Here is a 19,190-nt window from a genome sequence, read left to right on the forward strand (position 1 = left end):
CATCGCCCCCGTCGAGACTCACTCGGCGGGGGCGATGTGTTTCAGGCACTTCACTGCTTCAGTCGCGGCTCAGGTACGGGCTCAGGCATTGGACGAACGCGCCCATAGATTGACGCCGCCATCGACGGCGTAGCGGTCGATCTCGTCGAGCTCGGCCTGGGTGAAGTCGAGATGATCCAGCGCCTTGACGCAATCGCTGACCTGTTCCGGGCGGCTGGCACCGATCAGTGCGGTGGTGACACGGTTGCCGCGCAGCGCCCAGGCGAGGGCCATCTGGGCCAGCGACTGGCCACGGCGCTCGGCGATGGCGTTGAGGGCGCGCACCCGCTCCAGATTGTCCTCGGTGAGGTGGTCTTCCTTGATCGCTCCGCCGCGTGCCAGACGGCTATCCTGTGGCACGCCACCCAGATACTTGTTGGTCAGCACGCCCTGGGCCAGCGGCGAGAACACGATGGAACCGATGCCCCCGTCATCAAGGGTGTCGAGCAGGCCGTCTTCCTCGATCCAGCGATTGATCATCGAATAGCTGGGCTGATGGATGATGCACGGCGTGCCCAGTTCGCGCAGGATGGCGGCGGCTTCGCGGGTGCGTTGGGCATTGTAGGAGGAAATGCCCGCATAGAGTGCCTTGCCGGAACGTACGGCGCTGTCAAGCGCGCCCATCGTCTCTTCCAGCGGCGTGTCCGGATCGAAGCGGTGCGAATAGAAGATGTCGACATAATCGAGATCCATGCGCTTGAGGCTCTGGTCCAGACTCGAGAGCAGGTACTTTCGGCTGCCCCATTCGCCGTAGGGGCCAGGCCACATGTGGTAGCCCGCCTTGGTGGAGATCACCATCTCATCGCGATAGCCGGCGAAGTCTCGCTTGAGCATGCGACCGAACATTTCCTCGGCACTGCCCGGCGGCGGCCCGTAGTTGTTGGCCAGATCGAAGTGGGTGATGCCCAGATCGAAGGCGGTCTGGCAGATGGCGCGCGCATTGTCTTCGTGGGCGTTGTTGCCGAAGTTGTGCCAGAGCCCCAGTGACAGGCGGGGCAGTTTGAGGCCGCTCTTGCCGCAGCGCTGGTAGTGCATGCGTTCGTAGCGATCTTCAGCCGGGGTATAGCGCATGGCGGAGTCCTTTCGCGAGTGGAGGCGTCGATGTCACACAGGGGGGGAGTGACATCGAATGACGCCTTCAGTCTAGGTCGCGTCTGCAGGCCTGATAAGCACATGCGAACGAATAGATTGTTCGCCAGAGCGTACAATACTGTGGCAGGCTCGATCACTGAAATTACGGGTGGCTGGCATGAGGAGCAGGCAGGATGCGGCATCACAAGCAGGTGGAGCGACTGATGTTGTTCGCTCAGGTGGCGGAAACCCTCAGCTTCACCCGGGCGGCCAAGGCGCTGGGCGTGTCGCGTGCACATCTTTCCGAGCAGGTGCGGCGGCTGGAGCAGGACATCGGGGCGCCCTTGCTGATCCGCACCACGCGGGCGGTCCGTCTCACCGAGGAGGGTGAGCGCATTCGAAAGCGCATGCAGTCGGTACACGGCGAGCTGCTGGCAATGGAGCGCGAGCTTGAACACGACATCGCTCAGTCGAGTGATTCGGAGCGCCAGGGCTACAGCGGCGTGTTGCGCATCACGGCACCGGTACTGTTCGCCGAGCGTTATCTGGTCGAGGTCTGCAATGCCTTTCAGGCCCGCCATCCGGCGGTCGAGCTGCGTCTGGACGTCAGTTACGAGAGCCATGACCTGACCCGTGAGCCATTTGATGTGGCATTTCGTGCCACGCGCACACCACCGGACAACATGATCGCGCGTCGCCTGCTCGATTATGTCCACTGCTGCTGCGCTTCGCCCGAGTATCTTGCCGCGCATGGCACGCCGTACACGGCCGCAGCGCTTGGCGATCATCGCTGCCACGTCTGGTCAGGGCAGTCCGGCTGGCCGCTGGCCAGTGGTGAGGTCAGTCTCGCGGGGGGATTGGCCATCAATGATCACCGCCTGCTCAAGCAGCAGGCGCTGGGTCATGCCGGCATCATCCGGGTCGCCCATTACCTGGTCGATCGTGAGCTGGCCGAGGGCCGTCTGGTGCGTCTGCTGGCGCATGAGGAGGGCGAGCCCAACAGCATCTACATGCTCTATCCCCAGCGCCTGCCGCAGTCGGGCAAACTGCGTGCCTTCATGGCGGCGGTGGAAGCCGCCATGCCACCTCGCAGTGCGTGATCGAAAGACACGGATGCAGGAGAGGCATATGCAAAAAGACCGCCGTGCCCCGAGGGGCGCGGCGGTCTTTTCATTCGCCTCATTTATTCAGACCGGTGAGGCCTCTTTATCCAGGCTGGCGGCGCCTCAAAGGCCCAGCGCGGCGACCCCGGCCTTGGCGATCTGGGCATCCTGCTCCGGCTTGACGCCGGACACGCCGATGCTGCCGGCGATCTGGCCTTCGACCATCACCGGCACGCCGCCGCCCAGCATGCCTTCAAGCTGTGGCGCTGACAGGAAGGCGGTGCGGCCGCCGTTGATGGAGTCCTCAAACAGCTGGGTCTCGCGGCGACCCAGGGCGGCGCTCTTGGCCTTCTCCTGGGCGAAGTAGCCGGTCATCGCCGGGGTGTCGTCGAGGCGACGCAGGCCCAGCGGGTGGCCGCCATCGTCGGCAACGGCGATGGAGACGGCCCAGCCATTGGCCTCGGCTTCCTTCTGGGCGGCATCCAGCATCTGATTGACGTCAGCGAGGGTCAGTACGTGGCGAGTGATCATCGGGCTTCCTTGGCAGTGGTGGGGGGAAAAGGACAGTGAAAGAGAGAGTGCAACAGATAGTGAAAGAGATAGTGAAAGAGATAGTGACGCTTCATTTCTGCGGGAGCGTCTCGGGCAGGGCGTCATCCACCAGTTCGATCCAGTGACTCACCGGCGTGCGTCCGGCGCTCGAGAGATGCGTCTGACAGCCGATGTTGGCGGTGGCGATGCGCGCAGGCCCGTTGGCCTCCAGCGCCTCAAGCTTGCGGTCTCGCAGCTGGCGTGACAACTCCGGTTGCGTGATCGAGTAGGTGCCGGCGGACCCGCAGCACAGATGGCCCTCCATGACAGGCGCCAGCGTAAAGCCCAGTTGCGACAGAATCTTCTCCACCTCGCCGCCCAGTCCCTGGGCATGTTGCAGGGTGCAGGGGCAATGGAAGGCCAGCGGCTGTTGGTCGGGCGCGGCCGCGAGACTCTGTCGATCATCGCGCCCGATCTCCTCGCCGAGTACCTCGACGATATCGCGGGCCAGGGCGCTTACGCGTGCGGCGCGCTCAGCATAGTCCGGGTCATCGGCCAGCATCTCGCCATATTCCTTGACGAAGGCCCCGCAACCACTGGCGGTCTGCACGATCGCTTCCGCGCCGGCCTCGATGGCCGGCCACCAGGCATCGATGTTGGCACGCATGCGCGCGCGACCGGCTTGCTGGGCGTTGAGGTGATAGTCGATGGCACCGCAGCAGCCGGCCTCCTGAATGGGCGTGACGCCGATGCCGAAGCGCGCCAGCACACGGGCGGTGGCGGCATTGATGTTGGGGGCCAGGCCCGGTTGCACGCAGCCCTCCAGCATCAGCACCTGGCGAGGCAGCAACTGATCAGAAGGCGTCGCGGTGACAGGGGTGGTCGGGTGCTCGGCTTGATGGTCGCGCTCGCGGGTCAGCGGGATCTTGTCGGCCAGCGCGCCAGGCGCGAGGGGACGAAAGCGCACGCCAAGTGCCAGCAGGGCCTTGAAGCGCGCGGGTTCGACCAGTGCATGGCGCAGGCCGCTGCGCAGCAGGCGCTCTCGCCACGGGCGGCCGACGCGGCGCTCCAGCTCCTGACGCCCGATATCGAGCAGGGTGTGATACTGCACGCCCGACGGGCAGGTGGTCTCGCAACTGCGACAGCTCAGGCAGCGATCCATGTGCCGCTGGGTTTCGCGGGTGATCTCGCTGGCCTGCTGGCGGGTGCTTGCGTCCTGGCTCTCGGGGTCGCTCTCCAGCAGCTGCTTGATCAGATAGATGCGCCCGCGCGGGCCGTCACGCTCATCGCCCAGCAGCTGATAGGTGGGGCAGGTGGCATTGCAGAAGCCGCAATGCACGCAGCTGCGCAGGACCTTGTCGGCCCGCTGGATATGCGGTCTGGCAAGTGCGGCGTCACTGAAGTGGGTCTGCATTCAGGTGCGTCTCCCGTCATGAAGTGAATCACATCTCGGCATATAGACGACCGGGATTGAGGATGCCGTGAGAATCCAGCTGCTGCTTGAGCTGGAGGTGATAGCGAGCATTGATGGCCGCCAGTGGCATCAGTGGACTGTCCTCGGCAGCGACGGCTTCCGGGGTGTAGCAGATGGCATGGCCACCCAGCCGACTGGCCAGCGAACGAATCCTGTCAGCGGGGGCGTCGCTGTAAAGCCAGCGCTGGGCGCCCGCCCAGTCACACAGCAGGTCAGCGTCCTCAAGATGACCCAACAGCTCGCCGACGGCGGCTTGCCATTCGACGTGATCCAGTGACAGCGGCAAGGACAGTCGCCACAGGGCCTGATGTGGTGCGCGTGCGGTGAAGAAGGGCAGGCGATGCTCACGCAACTCAGTCCAGTGCGCTGATGCCTGGTCAGTCGTCAGTGCCTGGCCACCCAATTGCTCGCGCCCGGCCTGGACCGAACGCTCGCCGCCTTCAAGGCGCAGGGTGAGGCAATCGTCATGCCAGCTGGTGGCCGTGACCGGCAGCGGCGTGCGCCCCCAGGCATCCAGGCGAGTCAGCGCCTCGGCGAGACTGAGCTCCAGGCACAGCGAGTCGCTCGCCACCGGGCGCGGCATCACCTTGAGCGAGACTTCGCTGATCACGCCCAGGGTGCCCTGGGCACCACACATCAGGCGCGACAGGTCGTAGCCCGCCACGTTCTTCATCACTTCGCCGCCGAAGCGCAGCGCCTTGCCATCGGCGCTGATGATGCGCGTGCCCAGCACCAGGTCGCGCAGGCTGCCGCTCCAGGGGCGGCGTGGGCCGCTGAGTCCAGAAGCGAGAGTGCCGCCGACGGTCGCTTCGGGGCCGAAGTGGGGCGGCTCGCAGCTCAGATGCTGGCCTTGTTCGGCGAGCACGGCTTCCAGCGTCGCCAGTGGGGTGCCGGCACGCACCGAGACCATCAGCTCCACGGGATCGTAGTGGGTGATGCCATGATGCGCGCGCATGTCGAGCACTTCCTCGGCCACGACCTCACGCCCGAGGAAGGCCTTGCTACCGCTGCCGGCGATGCGCAGCGGGCGCCTCGCCTCATGGGCGGCGCGGACCTGCGCGCAAAGTGCCTCGCTGGCATCCTGTTGCTGCGGGGGCTGGCTGGCGGCAGGTGTGGCGCACTCGGCATGGCCTGGCACCTGATCCTGGAGCGAATCATCTGGCTCTGGCATGGCATGTCTCTATTGAAGTGGCGATGAAGTGGCGATGAAGTGGCGAACGTCAGGTAGCGAAAGGTCCCGCCGCAGCTGTCTAGAAACGCGGAAGCTCCGGATGCGGCAGCTGGTTGTGATGCACATGCATGGCACCGAATTCGGCGCAGCGCGCCAGCGTCGGGATGTTCTTGCCGGGGTTGAGCAGGCCTGCGGGGTCGAAGGCGGCCTTCACGGCATGGAAGGCGCTGATCTCCTCGCGATTGAACTGGGCGCACATCTGATTGATCTTCTCGCGGCCCACGCCATGTTCGCCGGTGATGCTGCCGCCGGCGGCCACGCACAGTTCGAGAATCTTGCCGCCGACCTCCTCGGCCCGCTCAAGCTCCCCGGGCTGGTTGGCATCGAACAGGATCAGCGGGTGCATGTTGCCGTCACCGGCATGGAAGACATTGGCCACCGCAAGCCCCGATTGGCGCGAGAGCTCCGCGATGCCGTTCAGCACGGCGGGCAGCTCACGGCGCGGAATGGTGCCATCCATGCAGTAGTAGTCGGGCGACATGCGGCCCACGGCGGGGAAGGCATTCTTGCGTCCGGCCCAGAAACGCGCGCGCTCGGCCTCATCCTGTGCCTGGCGGATCTCGGTGGCGCCGGCGCGCTCCAGCACCTCACGGACTCGCGCGCAGTCATCGACGACATCGGCCTCGGCGCCGTCCAGCTCGCAGAGCAGGATGGCGGCGGCCTCGACCGGATAGCCCGCGTGGATGAAGTCCTCGGCGGCGCGGATCGCCAGGTTGTCCATCATCTCGAGCCCGCCGGGGATGATGCCGCAGGCGATGATGTCGCCCACCGCGCGGCCGGCCTTGTCGATATCGGCGAAGCTCGCCATCAGCACCTTGGCGGTCTCGGGCCTGGGCAGCAGGCGCACCGTGACTTCCGTGACCACCCCCAGCATGCCTTCGGAGCCGGTCATCAGCGCCAGCATGTCCAGGCCGGGCGAGTCGAGGCTGTCGGCGCCGATCGTCATCGCCTCGCCTTCGATGGTCAGCATCTCGAGCTTGAGCAGGTTGTGAACGGTCAGGCCGTACTTGAGGCAGTGCACGCCACCGGCATTCTCGGCCACGTTGCCGCCGATGGAGCAGGCGATCTGCGAGGAGGGGTCCGGCGCGTAGTAGAGCCCGAAGGGCGCGGCGGCCTCGGAAATGGCGAGATTGCGCACCCCGGGCTGCAGGCGCGCGGTGCGGGCGTCGGGATCGATCTCGAGAATCCGCGCCATGCGCGACATCACCAGCAGCACGCCTTGCGCCAGCGGCAAGGCGCCGCCGGACAGCCCGGTGCCGGCGCCACGTGTCACCACCGACACGCCCAGCGCATGACATTCACGCAGCAGGGCGGCGACCTGCTCGACCCGCTCCGGCAGGGCGACCAGCATCGGCATGACGCGATAGGCGGACAGGCCATCGCATTCGAAGGGGTGCAGGTCCTCCTCGCGGTGCAGCAGCGTCAGGTCCGGCAGCAGGGTGGTGAGATGCGCCAGCACCTGGCCCTTGTCGTGCTGGGCCAGCGGTCCATCCAGCGTCGGGTCATAGAGGATATTCATGCACTGCCTCCCGGGAGGTTGGGGTCTGCGCGGCTGCTGTCTGTCGTTTCTGTCTGCTGGTGCTGTCTGTCGTTACTGTCGGCTGATGCGGGGTTCGAGCGAGTCGCCTGTCGATTCCGCCGCACCTGATCTGCACACAATCTGGCCTGCCTCCCTGGCCTTGTCCATGCTTCACATCAGTGGTCTGACCAGACATTCGTCTAGTGTTTGTGCAAGGAAAACCACGCTTTACTGGCCTCACACCCACTGCCATCAGGCGCCTTTGCGCCCGCTGATTGACAGGTCTGACCAGTCGAGAATCGCCAGGCGCTGCCAGCGGGTCGATCAAGCGCCACGAGGGTGTTGATCAAGGCCCTGCACACGAAGGTTGGGCACACGAAGGTCGAGCACAGGAAGGGGAGGGGCAGGATGCTGCAAACCATCGCCGAGTCAGGAGCTGACCCCCGCGCCGCGGATCAGGCCGCGGCGCGCCTGGAGCAATTGATTCTGGATGGCGTGCTCAAGCCCGGGCAGATGATCCCCTCGGAGCGCCGGCTATGTGAGCGGCTGGGGATCTCGCGGGCCTCGCTGCGCGAGGGGCTCAGGCTGTTGCGTGGCAAGGGCATCATCGAGACGCGACACGGCAAGGGATCGAGCGTCGCGGCGCTGTTGCCGAGCGGCGATATCAGTCCGCTGATGCACCTGTTTCGGGATCAGCCGCGCACCCTGTATGACCTGCTGGAAGTGCGGGCCTTGCTGGAAGGGCAGTCGGCGCGACTGGCTGCCCTGCGCGGCACGCCGGCGGATAGAGTGCTGATCCGGCGTCATTACGAGGCAATGGCGGCCTGTGTGCGCGAGTATCCGCCCGACTTCGAATCCTCAGCGCCGGGCGATGTGGCGCTGCCGGATGCCCAGCAGCTGGCGCGTCACGATCACGCCTTCCACCACGCCATCTGTGAGGCGTCCCACAACCCGGTGCTGGTGCATACGCTCAAGGGCATCAATGACCTGCTGCTCAGCTCGGTATTCGCCTCGCTGCGCAATCTCTACCATCGCCCGATTCCTCGCGGCCAGATCAATGCCCAGCACACGGCCATCTACCGCGCGGTGATGGACCAGCAGCCGGAGGCGGCGGAGAAGGCGGCGCTGGAGCACCTGCACAGCATTCGCGACAACCTGCGCGAGCTGGAGGCGGAGGACGAGCGGCTGGTGCGCTCGGCCATGCGGCTGGAAGGCTTCGAGTAGCGCGTCAGGGTTTTTGGCTCAGGCTCAGGCTCAGGCGTGTGCGCTGGCTGGCATGGGGGCTGGAATGGAGTGCGCGCTGGCGGACAAGCAGGCTGGCAAGCGGGGCGGACTCAAGGCAAAGTGGTCAGCTCATCGCCCAGGACAACGTGCTGCCTTCATGTGGAAACTCTCTTCCGCGAGTGATTGGCTCGACCGCCTAAATCACTCCCGCCACGCCATGCTGTGGCTGTTCATCGCCTCGATGCTGGAAACCCTGCTGATCCCGATTCCCATCGAGGTCGTTCTGATCCCGTGGATGCTGCGCCACCCCGAGCGCCGCTGGCGCGTGGCCGCGGTGGCACTCGCCGGCAACCTGACCGCGGCGTTGCTGGGCTTCTATCTGGGAGCCTACGCGCTGGCGGCGTGGGGCGATGGGCTGATCGGCTTCTTCGGCGGGCAGCAGGCCTTCGAATCCTTCCAGCAGCGCTTCAGCGAGCAGGGCTTCCTTGCCATCATGCTGATCGGCATCGTGCCGATTCCCTTCCAGAGCGCCATGCTGGTCGCCGGTGCCAGCGGCTATCCGGTCGCGTTGTTCCTGCTGGCGGCGTTGATCGGGCGCGGGGTGCGCTATTTCGGACTGGCGGCCCTGGTGGCACTGGTCGAGGATCAGGCGCTGGCGCTCTGGCAGCGCTACTCGCGTCCGCTTGGAGTGATCGGGCTGGCGCTGACCGGCGTCTGGCTGTGGCAGGCCTTCATCGCTTGATCGCTCACTCTCGCCGGCTTGCGCTGGCCTGGGAGAGCAACGCCTTGCCGCGCTGATAGTCGGCCTGCCAGACCGCCTCGGGCACCATGCTGCCGCCGGTAGCCCAGACGACATGGGTGGTATTGGCCTGGACCTCCCGGTCATCCAGGCCGACAGCCGTTCGCCAGGCTTGCCACTCGGGCGCGTCATTGCGCAGTACGTGGTGAATACCGGGCACGCCGGCCAGCGCGGAGGGTTCGAGCTTGAGCCCTTCGCTGTCATATGCCAGCGCGAGCAGTTCGAGCAGATGCTCATCACGCACGGTATGGATGCCGCTGAGCAAGGGGGCCATAACACGCCCGACGAAGGCCGAGGCGCGACCCACCGCCAGGCCATCGGCGCAGGTGCGATTGTACAGCCCGATATCCTCGACCGCGATGCCGTCATGTTCGCCGGTCAACATGCCCAGCAGCATGCAGGGGGAGTTGACCGGCTCGGCGAAGAAGCAGTGCACGGCGTCACCGAAGACCAGCTTGAGGCCCCAGGCCACGCCACCCGGCCCACCGCCGACGCCGCAGGGAAGATAGACGCAGAGCGGATGGCGAGCATCCACCGGGATGCCCTGCGCCGAGAGCTGTTCCGCGAGGCGGCTGGCCGCCGTGGCATAACCCACGAACAGGTCCCGCGAGCTTTCGTCATCGATGAAGTGGGCGTTGTGCTGCTGCGCTTCCTGGCGCCCAGCGGCGACGGCCTTGCCATAATCTCCGCTGTGTTCCACGACCTCCGCGCCCCGCGCGCGCAGCAGGTCCTTCTTCCACTGCTTGGCATCCGCCGACATGTGCACGGTGACGCGAAAGCCGAGCCGCGCGCTCATGATGCCGATGCTGAGCCCCAGATTGCCGGTAGAGCCCACCACGACCTGGTGACCGGCCAGCAACTCGCGTATCTCATCCCGCTGGAAAGCGCGGTAGTCGTCGTCCTGACGCAGCAGCCCTGCGTCAATGGCGAGACGCTCGGCATGCTTGAGCACCTCATGGATGCCGCCGCGCGCCTTGATGGAACCCGAGATGGGCAGGGCGTTGTCGCATTTGATCATCAGGCGTCCGGGCAGCGAGGATTCGGCTGCGCTGAGGGGAGATGCAGTCGAGGCTATGCCGCTCAGCCCCTGCTGCAAGCCGTGCGCTGCCACCAGCGGTGATTCGATGCGCCCTGACGCGGCGGCGGTCTCGGGGAAGGCTTCGGCAATCCAGGGAGCGAAACGCATCAGGCGTGCGTCGGCATCCTCGATGTCGTGGGCTTCTACGCCACTTGTCTGCAGCGCAGGTGAGGCGAGCGCCTTGGCGGTCGCGACGCGTTCAGGGTTGAGCCAGCCGATTTCGCGGCCGGCCATCAGGCTGGTGATTTCCGGGTGACGCAGCGCCAGGGTGTGGAGGTCATGGGGCGTGGCAGACATGCGGTGTCCTTGTGGCGGTTCGATCCTGCGATCAGGTCAGGTCACAGGTTAGCGCGTCTTCCACTGGCAACGCACGTAGCGCAGCTTTCACATTCCGTAAAGGACAGTGACAAAAAAGACCGGATTTTTTGGCAACCGTCGGGATAGAAATGCAAAAGGTGCAGTCATAGTAAGCAAGGACATGATGTTATCGCGATGTTATGTCTGGCCTTAACTGTTCTTTGGTCCGCCACGGTTTTCCTGGCGGATTTTTTTATGCTTGAAATATGTGGGCTTTTGCCGGTTTTCGCTGGGGCTTTCGGATTCTCCCGGACTTTCAGCGACTTTCACCATGACCAGAAGCCTTGGTGGCAGGGCGCGGCACAGGGCTTTCCGGCGACTGTCGCCGCCCCGGGTTGCGGCGCGTAAATTGGTGGGCGTCAGGCTGGCGGCAGAGAGTGATTAGCCATTGGGTAATCTTCGAGGCGTTGGCCTGCTGGTGCAAGCATGCTGAAGGCGCTCTCGATGCACTCGGTTTTCTCAGCCATCGCGCACAGAGCCCCCAGCGGTGATGACCGCTGGGGGCTCTGTGCGTTAGGTCTGGCTCCAGGCAGTTTCTTGATGGATGAACTGTCTCAACAGCCGTTCTGCATCACCAGCAGTGCACTCAGGACATCGCGGCGGGTGACCATGCCGATCAAGCGGCCCTGCTCGACCACCGGATAGACCTTGGGACGCTGCCCATTCATGTGCTGCGCCAGATCCGTGATGCTGTCGTTCGGGCCGACGCTCAGGACTTCGTGACGCATCAGATCGCCGACCTGGGCATGTTGGCCGCAGTGATAGGCACTGTCGAGCAGCTTGCCGAGGATGTCCTGCTCGGAGATGAAGCCGATCAGACGGTCCAGATCATCCACGACCGGCACACCGGGCAGACGGTGGTGGGTCAGGCCCTGAGCGAGTTCGAGAATGCTGGTGCGTGCCTTCACGCGATAACAGTCGCGGGACATGATGTCGCGGATGGTCGAGGGCACCTTGAGCTGGGTGGCTTTCATGGGCAGATCTCCTGCGTCACTGCTCTTCGACTCTCCGGTGAGGGAGCCGTGCGATGAATGCCGGCAGCCACTCTCGTGACTGCCGGCGACATTCAACCTCTGTTCAGAGCATAGGGCATCACTGCGTGAGCTGCGCGTCTCGTTGCCTTGAGGGGGTATCAGTCACCCGGACCGCATTCCATGCAGCGCTCGACGATGGCCGGGCCCAGCTGCAGGTTGGCGTTGAGGTCACGCAGCGCGGTGCGCAGGCCTTCCTCGATCACCGGGTGATAGAAGGGCATTTCCAGCATCTGCTCGATGGTCATGCGTTGCTGATGGGACCATGCCAGCAGGTGGGCGAGGTGCTCGGCACGCGGGCCGAAGATCTCGGCGCCCAGCAGCAGGCCGGTGCCTTGCTCGCCATAGACACGCAGCATGCCCTTGTTCATGCGCATCACGCGGGAGCGACCCTGGCCGGTGAAGTCGACTTCGCCCACCGCGTAGCAGTCGCAGGCACCGTAGCGCTGTTCGATCTCGGCGGTCGAGAGGCCGATGGTGGCCATCTGCGGATCACTGAACACGACAGCGATGGTGCTCTTGCGCTGCCCGGCACGTACGTCGGGGAAGCGACCGGCGTTGTCACCGGCGATACGCCCCTCATCGGAGGCTTCGTGCAGCAGCGGCAGGTCGTTGTTGGCGTCGCCGGCGATGAAGACATGGCTCGGCGTGTCGTCGCTCAGACGAGTCTGCAGGGTGTGACGATTGAAGATCGGCACGCCGCGCTCGTCCAGCTTCAGGCCCAACGCCTCAATATTGAGGCGGTCGACGTTCGGGCGACGGCCGGTGGCCGCGAGCAGGTAGTCGAAGCGCTCGGTGAGGCGCGCTTCGCTGCCGCGCTCGATGAAGGTGATCTCGACACCGGCACCGTTCTCGTCCTCGACGCGTTCGATCTTCTCGACCTTGGCGTCCGGGTCGAGATAGAACTCCTCGTTGAAGACGCGATCGGCATTGGCACGCAGCTTCTCGTCACGCAGCGGGCCGATGGCGCCGCCGACACCGAACATGCGAATGCGCACGCCGAGGCGCGTGAGCGCCTGGCCCAGTTCCAACCCGATGACGCCCGGGCCGAAGACGGCGACGGATTCCGGCAGGTCGTCCCAGTCGAAGACGCTGTCGTTGATGATCAGGCGGTCTCCGGCATTCTCGAAGAAGCCCGGATAGCTGGGGCGTGAGCCGGTGGCGATCACGACACGCTCGAAGGTGACGCGGGTCTCGTTGTCGCCGATGATCAGGCTGTTGGCGGACTCGAAGCGCGCATTGCCGCGCAGCTTGTCGTGGGAGGGAATGCCTTCCACGGACTCGACCACGAAACCGACGAAGCGGTCGCGCTCACGCTTGACGCGGTCCATCACGGCGCGGCCATCCACCTTGACCTCGCCTTCGACATTGATGCCGAACGGTGCGGTATCACGGGCGTGATGCGCGGCTTCTGCCGCACTGATCAAAAGCTTGGACGGCATGCAGCCGACACGGGCACAGGTGGTGCCGTAGGGGCCACCTTCGATCATGACCACGGAATCGGTGTGTGCCTTGGCGGCGCGATAGGCACCCAGTCCGGCACTGCCTGCACCGATGATGGCGACTTCAACCTGGCGTTCGTTCACGTCGTACTCCTCAAGGCGCGCCAGTGGCGCACCTGACAATGGGGGCTCAGGCGCGGGCGTGGCCCGCGCGTGATGAAAAGAGAAAGTTATCGGGGCCTGTCAGCGTGATGCGTTCAAGCGCTGGTCAGGCTGCCGAAGTAGCGGGCGACTTCATCGCTGCCGCCGACATGCTCACCGTCGATCCAGACCTGCGGCACGGTGGCCTGGCCGGTCATGGCGCGCAGGGTGCGTGAGGTCACGCCGCGGGTGCCGACTTCGATGACTTCGTAGCTGATGCGCGCTTCGTCGAGCATCTGCTTCGCACGTGCGCAGTACGGACAGCCCGGCTTGCTGAACAGGGTAGCGAAACTGGGACGACCGGCGTCGGGGTCCAGATAGTCGAGCATGGTATCGGCGTCGGAGACTTCAAAGGGGTCGCCCGGCTTCTGCGGCTCGATGAACTGCTTCTCGACCACGCCGTTGCGTACCAGCATGGAATAGCGCCAGCTGCGCTTGCCGAAACCGATGTCGCTCTTGTCGACCAGCATGCCCATGCCGGCAGCGAAGTCGCCGTTGCCATCGGCGATCAGGCTCAGGTTCTCGGCTTCCTGATGCTCGCCCCAGGATTCCATGACGAAGGCGTCATTGACGGACAGGCAGACGATCTCGTCGACGCCGACAGCATAGAAGCGATCGGCCAGCTCGTTGTAGCGCGGCAGGTGAGTGGAGGAACAGGTCGGGGTGAAGGCCCCCGGCAGGGCGAAGACCACCACGTTGCGGCCCGAGAAGATCTCCTCGCTGGTGCGCTCGACCAGGCGGCCGTCGCGACGGATCTTGAAGCTGACGTTCGGGACCTGCTGGCCTTCGTGTGATTCGAGTTGCATGACATTGGCTCCGGTCTCGATGAGACGTATCTAAAAGGGATGGCAGGCGACCGAGGCTCGATGACGCTGTCGAGTGCATGAGAAATCAGTGCCTTGCGAACTGGAGCCAGTCTAGGGGCAAGCCTCTCGCGGGTGAATTTGATTGCATCAAGCGAGGCGATAGCTTTTCTTGATGATGGTGCTGACAGTCAGGCGTGGGCTGGCGCATGGCCTTGTTCTCGGCAGGAACGTGCTGGCCGGCAAGCGGTTTTTTGGCGGAAATAGTTATACAGTCTTGATATTTGCCCCTGTCAGCCATAGGTGGTGGGTAGATCACAGCATCGTCAGGCGTCGAGTCTGGCAAGCGAGGCAATAGATGAACGCACGAGAGTACATGGCGAAGCACGGCCTGGACGGCGACAAGGGCAAGGAGGAGGACAAGCCTCAGAGTCTGGAAGAACATGCCTGGGCACGTGCACGTGAGTCCGGCAGCCATCGGCCACGCACGGGGACGCCGCATGACTGGGAAGACTGGGAGCGCTACCACGAGCAGCTCGCGGCGGACTCCGAGAAGCTGTCCCAGAAGATCGATCGTCAGGCCCGCGCCGGCGGATCCGCCTCTGCGCACGACGATGACGTCGACAAGGCCGACGCTGATAAAGACAAACAATGATCAAGGCCGTCAGTCTTCAAGACGGGAGCTGTTATAGAAGACAGTGATCAAGAAGGACAGTGATCAAGAAGGACAGTGATCAAGAAGGACGCTGATCAAAACGAGCATCGAACATTCATGACCTCCGTGGAGTCACGGTTGTCACAATCGCAAGGAGCAACTCATGGATATCATTCGCATCATTCTGGCCATCATCCTGCCGCCGCTGGGCGTTCTCATGCAGGTGGGTGTCGCCAACAAGCATTTCTGGATCAACATCATCCTGACCTGCTTCGGTTTCCTGCCGGGGATCATCCACGCGGTATGGGTCATTACCAAATTCTGACCGCCGCTGAGCTTCCGATGCTCTGATATGGCTGCCCATCTCGGGCAACCCAGAGTTGAAAGACCCAAAGCCCCCGCTGCCTTGTGTGCAGCGGGGGCTTTTCAGTGGGCGCTCACCGGGGAGACGCCATGTGGCGTCGGTGAATCAGCGGCGGGGCCTGTCGAGGACCCTTGGCGAATGGCTGGCTACGGTAGTTCAACATGTAGGCTTTCGCATAGCCTGATTTCAACGCTTTTCAGCGAGCGCGGCGCTTGTCGCCTCTCGACTGTCACCGTAGGGTCAAATGGGACTGAGGGCAGCGATCAGGGCCAGTGAAGCCTGTTCGATCACATGCTCCACGATAACAACAACACGTATGGATACCCCGCATGGTCACGACTGCTGAGCCCGACGCGCCGCAGGAGACCAGCTCCTGCTTCGCGATCTTCAATGATGTACAAAAGAGCTATGACGGCGAAACGCTGGTGGTCAAGGGCTTCAATCTTGAAGTCCAGCGCGGCGAATTCGTCACCCTGCTGGGGCCGTCCGGTTCCGGCAAGACCACCTGCCTGATGATGATGGCAGGCTTCGAAACGCCGACCCACGGCGACATCCTCCTCGACGGTACCCCCATCAATGACTTGCCACCGCACAAGCGCGGTATCGGCATGGTCTTCCAGAACTATGCGCTGTTTCCGCACATGAGCGTGGCCGAGAACCTGGCCTTCCCGCTGGAAGTGCGCGGCATGAGCAAGGAGGAAATCTCGACCAAGGTAGCCAACGCGCTGGATATGGTGCGACTCGGCGAATTCGGCGATCGCCGCCCGGGGCAGCTCTCCGGTGGTCAGCAGCAGCGGGTCGCCCTGGCACGTGCGCTGGTCTTCGAGCCGGAGCTGGTGCTGATGGATGAGCCGCTGGGGGCACTGGACAAGAACCTGCGCGAGGAGATGCAGTTCGAGATCAAGCGCATCCACCAGCGCCTCGGCGTCACCTTGCTCTACGTGACCCACGATCAGACGGAAGCGCTGACCATGTCGGACCGCATCGCGGTCTTCAATGACGGCATCGTCCAGCAGCTGGCGACCCCCGAGGCGCTGTATGAAGCGCCTGAGAATGCCTTCGTCGCCTACTTCATCGGCGAGAACAATCGCCTCAACGGCCAGGTATCGCAGCTCGACACCCAGAGCGCGCATTGCACGGTGACCCTCGACAGCGGCGAGCAGGTACGGGCGCTCAAGGTAGCCGTCAATGAGGTCGGCGAGCGCACCCAGCTGTCACTGCGCCCGGAGCGGGTGCGTCTGCTGTCGGCGGAAGAGCCAGGCGCCGCGGGCACGCAAAGCCCTCCCGACAATGTCTTCTCCGCCGAGGTGCTCGAGGTGATCTATCTTGGCGATCATCTGCGCACGCGCGTGGCGGTATGTGGCAGTGACGAATTCATCATCAAGACACCCAACGCCGAGGGCTATCCGCCATTGCGACCCGGGCAGACCCTGCAGGTGGGATGGGACGCCTGCGATTGCCGGGCGCTGGATGCCTGAGGCCAGCAAAGGTCAGAACAGGCCAGTTAAGGACAGACTAGAAAAGCACAGGCGAGAAAAGGACAGGCGAGTAAAGACAAGACAGCAAGGAAGGTGAAGCACGCTTCCTCAGCAAAGCAAGAGCAGGTTTCGCGACAAGAGTGCAGCACAACAACAAGAAATCAGGGAGATTCATCCATGTCAGTCATCAATCAGTTCACCGCATCATTCACTACCTCGCGCCCGGGCATGCCGCTGCGCAGTCTGCTGGCGATTGCCGTGGCAGCGGCCGGCATGAGCGCCGGTGCGGCCCAGGCCGAGACGCTCAATATCGTTTCATGGGGCGGCGCCTATACCGACAGCCAGAACAAGGCCTATCACGAGCCCTGGGAAGAGAAGAGCGGCGACACCGTCGTCAATATCGATAAGTCATCCAATGCGCTTTCCGGTCTGCGCGCTCAGGTCCAGGCCGGCAACGTCACCTGGGACCTGGTCGACATGCTGCCCAGTGATGCCTTGATCGCCTGTTCGGAAGGCCTGATCGAGCCGCTGGACCCGGACACCCTGTTCGCGGCAGCGCCGGATGGCACGCCGGCCAGCGAGGACTTCATCGAGAACTCGCTCAGCGAGTGCTTCGTGCCGCAGATCGTCTACTCCAACATCGTGGCCTTCAATACCGAGATGTTCCCCGAGGACAAGCAGCCGGATTCCATCGATGACGTCTTCAATCTCGAGGAATTCCCCGGCAAGCGTGCGCTGCAGAAGAAGCCGATCAACAACATGGAGTGGGCGCTGGTGGCCGATGGCGTGGCCCCGGAAGATGTCTACGAGATGCTGGATTCCGAGGAAGGCATCGAACGTGCCTTCGCCAAGCTCGATACCATCAAGGACAGCGTGATCTGGTGGGAAGAGGGCGCACAGCCGCCGCAGCTGCTGGCGGACAAGGAAGTGGCTTTCGCCTCGGCCTACAACGGCCGCATCTTCGATGCCGAGGTCAACGAGAAGCAGCCATTCTCCATCGTCTGGGATGCCCAGGTCTTCGAGCTGGATGGCTGGGTGGTGCCGACCGGCAAGCTCGACAAGGTCAAGGATTACCTGATGTTCGCCACCGATACCCAGCGTCTGGCGGATCAGGCCAAGTACATCTCCTACGGGCCGGCGCGTACCTCCTCCGCGGCACTGGTCTCGACCCATGCGGACACCGGCATCGACATGAAGCCGCACATGCCGACCTATGGCCCCAACTTCGCGACCGCCATCCCCAAGGATGACGAATTCTGGGCCGACAACCTCGATGAGCTGAGCCAGCGCTTCAACGCCTGGCTGGCACGCTGATCCCTGCTCTGACCCGCTGGCCCCGGTGGCGCACACCCGCGCGCCGGGGCCTTTTTGATCATGCCTGATGGCCCCTCGGCCATGCTCGATTCCGCCAGCTTGGCTTCCGTCACTGTCACGCGGAAGCCGGCTGGCGGCCCAGGCATCCTCGGATAGCCGATCAAGGAGTGCAGGATGAGCGATTCCTCCGCCCCGGCCACGTCCGGAAGCGCAGCACATGACCCCAATGGTGCCCCCGGCGCGGCGCTGACCACCGCCGATGGCGTACCGCTGAAACAGAGCCTCAATCGCGCCATCCGTCGCAGCCGCATCAAGGCGTTGCTGCTGGTGGCGCCGTTGCTGGTCTTCATCGGGCTGGCATTCGTCATGCCCATCTTCGACATGCTGTCACGCAGTGTCGACAACCCGGAAGTCTCCACCTATCTGCCGCGCACCAGCGAGGTGCTGGTCGACTGGGACGGCGAAGGGCTGCCGGAAGAAGCCGCCTACGCCGCCCTGGCGCAGGATCTGGCCGCGGGACTCAAGGCGCGCAATCTCGGCCGCGTCGCCTCGCGTCTCAACTACGAAAAGTCCGGCATGCGGTCGCTGTTCATGAAGAGCGCCCGCCGTGCCGGTCGCATGGAGGCCCCCTACAAGGCCGCGCTGATCAAGGCCGATGAGGATTGGGAGGACCCGGATATCTGGCGTCTGATCAAGCGCGAATCGTCGCCTCTCACCGCTTCCTACTATCTGGCGGCGGTGGATCGCCAGTTCTCACCGACAGGGGAGATCGTCGAGAAACCGGAGTATCTGCAGATCCACGTCTCGCTGTTCATCCGCACCTTCTGGATGAGCGCCGCGATCACCGGGCTATGTCTGTTGCTGGCCTATCCGGTGGCCTGGCTGCTGGCGACCCTGCCGGCCAGTCGCGGCAATCTGCTGATGATCCTGGTGTTGCTGCCGTTCTGGACCTCGCTGCTGGTGCGAACCACCACCTGGATCGCGATCCTGCAGCAGCAGGGGGTGCTCAATGACATGCTGGTGGGCGTCGGGATACTCGCCGAGGAGGCGCGTATCCAGATGATCTACAACAAGACCGGCACCATCATCGCGATGACCCACATCCTGCTGCCGTTCATGATCCTGCCGCTGTACTCGGTGATGAAGACCATCCCGCCCAGCTACATGCATGCGGCGCGCTCGCTGGGCGCCGGGCCGATCACCGCCTTCCGGCGCGTCTACTTTCCGCAGACCCTGCCGGGCATCGGGGCGGGATCGATTCTGGTCTTCATCCTCTCCATCGGCTACTACATCACGCCGGCACTGGTGGGCGGGCAGTCGGGCCGCTTCATCACCAATTTCATCGCCTATCACATGCAGACCTCGCTCAACTGGGGGCTGGCAGCGGCCATTGGCTCGATTCTGCTGGTCGTGGTGATCCTCTTCTATCTCGTCTACAACCGCCTGATCGGTGTGGACAAGGTCAAACTGGGGTGA

General features: G+C 64.0%; 17 protein-coding genes. 8 read left to right on the forward strand and 9 right to left on the reverse strand.

Annotated elements, in window-relative coordinates; all coding sequences use genetic code 11:
- Positions 1 to 81 precede the first annotated feature (81 nt).
- On the reverse strand, positions 82 to 1,110 hold the full coding sequence (gene mgrA, locus AC5WNJ_RS05575; RefSeq protein WP_495930623.1) for an L-glyceraldehyde 3-phosphate reductase: 1,029 nt from the start codon (positions 1,108 to 1,110) through the stop codon (positions 82 to 84).
- A 194-nt stretch (positions 1,111 to 1,304) separates the two neighbouring features.
- Between mgrA and AC5WNJ_RS05580 the strand changes: the two genes are divergently transcribed.
- Complete coding sequence (locus tag AC5WNJ_RS05580) at positions 1,305 to 2,210, forward strand: LysR family transcriptional regulator (protein ID WP_495930624.1); 906 nt, start codon at positions 1,305 to 1,307, stop codon at positions 2,208 to 2,210.
- A 126-nt stretch (positions 2,211 to 2,336) separates the two neighbouring features.
- Here AC5WNJ_RS05580 and AC5WNJ_RS05585 read toward each other — a convergent pair whose 3' ends face one another.
- From AC5WNJ_RS05585 to glcD, 4 genes are all read right to left on the reverse strand, one after another.
- A complete protein-coding gene (locus tag AC5WNJ_RS05585; protein WP_043334532.1) occupies positions 2,337 to 2,744 on the reverse strand; it encodes a GlcG/HbpS family heme-binding protein in 408 nt (135 codons plus the stop codon).
- A 91-nt stretch (positions 2,745 to 2,835) separates the two neighbouring features.
- On the reverse strand, positions 2,836 to 4,158 hold the full coding sequence (glcF, locus tag AC5WNJ_RS05590; RefSeq protein WP_495930625.1) for a glycolate oxidase subunit GlcF: 1,323 nt from the start codon (positions 4,156 to 4,158) through the stop codon (positions 2,836 to 2,838).
- A 28-nt stretch (positions 4,159 to 4,186) separates the two neighbouring features.
- The gene (gene glcE, locus AC5WNJ_RS05595; RefSeq protein WP_495930626.1) at positions 4,187 to 5,389 is read right to left on the reverse strand and encodes a glycolate oxidase subunit GlcE; all 1,203 of its coding nucleotides are present in this window, start codon (positions 5,387 to 5,389) and stop codon (positions 4,187 to 4,189) included.
- Positions 5,390 to 5,468: 79 nt separating this feature from the next.
- Positions 5,469 to 6,968: a glycolate oxidase subunit GlcD gene (gene glcD / locus AC5WNJ_RS05600; protein ID WP_495930627.1), complete on the reverse strand. Its 1,500-nt coding sequence runs from the start codon at positions 6,966 to 6,968 to the stop codon at positions 5,469 to 5,471.
- Positions 6,969 to 7,376: 408 nt separating this feature from the next.
- On the opposite strand from glcD, the gene glcC reads away from it, so the two are divergent.
- Both glcC and AC5WNJ_RS05610 read left to right on the forward strand, forming a co-directional pair.
- A complete protein-coding gene (glcC, locus tag AC5WNJ_RS05605; protein WP_495930628.1) occupies positions 7,377 to 8,192 on the forward strand; it encodes a transcriptional regulator GlcC in 816 nt (271 codons plus the stop codon).
- Positions 8,193 to 8,349: 157 nt separating this feature from the next.
- Positions 8,350 to 8,934, forward strand: coding sequence for a YqaA family protein (locus tag AC5WNJ_RS05610; protein WP_153635414.1), 585 nt, complete (start codon positions 8,350 to 8,352; stop codon positions 8,932 to 8,934).
- 4 nt (positions 8,935 to 8,938) lie between these two features.
- On the opposite strand, the gene dsdA is transcribed toward AC5WNJ_RS05610, so the two are convergent.
- The 4 genes from dsdA to AC5WNJ_RS05630 form a co-directional block, all read right to left on the reverse strand.
- Positions 8,939 to 10,366, reverse strand: a complete 1,428-nt coding sequence (gene dsdA, locus AC5WNJ_RS05615) for a D-serine ammonia-lyase (protein ID WP_495930629.1) — start codon at positions 10,364 to 10,366, stop codon at positions 8,939 to 8,941.
- 614 nt (positions 10,367 to 10,980) lie between these two features.
- Positions 10,981 to 11,400: a CBS domain-containing protein gene (locus tag AC5WNJ_RS05620; protein ID WP_175089817.1), complete on the reverse strand. Its 420-nt coding sequence runs from the start codon at positions 11,398 to 11,400 to the stop codon at positions 10,981 to 10,983.
- Between the two features lie 158 nt (positions 11,401 to 11,558).
- The gene (locus AC5WNJ_RS05625) at positions 11,559 to 13,043 is read right to left on the reverse strand and encodes a dihydrolipoyl dehydrogenase (RefSeq protein WP_495930630.1); all 1,485 of its coding nucleotides are present in this window, start codon (positions 13,041 to 13,043) and stop codon (positions 11,559 to 11,561) included.
- Between the two features lie 113 nt (positions 13,044 to 13,156).
- The gene (locus AC5WNJ_RS05630; RefSeq protein ID WP_107335176.1) at positions 13,157 to 13,906 is read right to left on the reverse strand and encodes a glutathione peroxidase; all 750 of its coding nucleotides are present in this window, start codon (positions 13,904 to 13,906) and stop codon (positions 13,157 to 13,159) included.
- A 373-nt stretch (positions 13,907 to 14,279) separates the two neighbouring features.
- Between AC5WNJ_RS05630 and AC5WNJ_RS05635 the strand changes: the two genes are divergently transcribed.
- The 5 genes from AC5WNJ_RS05635 (at position 14,280) to AC5WNJ_RS05655 (ending at position 19,190) form a co-directional block, all read left to right on the forward strand.
- Positions 14,280 to 14,558 (forward strand): hypothetical protein, encoded by a 279-nt coding sequence (locus AC5WNJ_RS05635; RefSeq protein WP_495930631.1) that lies wholly within the window; start codon positions 14,280 to 14,282, stop codon positions 14,556 to 14,558.
- A 163-nt stretch (positions 14,559 to 14,721) separates the two neighbouring features.
- Entirely contained in the window at positions 14,722 to 14,883 is a 162-nt protein-coding gene (locus tag AC5WNJ_RS05640) for a YqaE/Pmp3 family membrane protein (RefSeq protein ID WP_043334518.1), read from the forward strand.
- 368 nt (positions 14,884 to 15,251) lie between these two features.
- Positions 15,252 to 16,400, forward strand: a complete 1,149-nt coding sequence (locus AC5WNJ_RS05645) for an ABC transporter ATP-binding protein (protein WP_495930632.1) — start codon at positions 15,252 to 15,254, stop codon at positions 16,398 to 16,400.
- A 177-nt stretch (positions 16,401 to 16,577) separates the two neighbouring features.
- Positions 16,578 to 17,714: an extracellular solute-binding protein gene (locus AC5WNJ_RS05650; protein ID WP_495930633.1), complete on the forward strand. Its 1,137-nt coding sequence runs from the start codon at positions 16,578 to 16,580 to the stop codon at positions 17,712 to 17,714.
- Positions 17,715 to 17,888: 174 nt separating this feature from the next.
- Complete coding sequence (locus AC5WNJ_RS05655) at positions 17,889 to 19,190, forward strand: ABC transporter permease (RefSeq protein WP_054556762.1); 1,302 nt, start codon at positions 17,889 to 17,891, stop codon at positions 19,188 to 19,190.

This window comes from Cobetia sp. PDI-23MA, assembly GCF_059507735.1.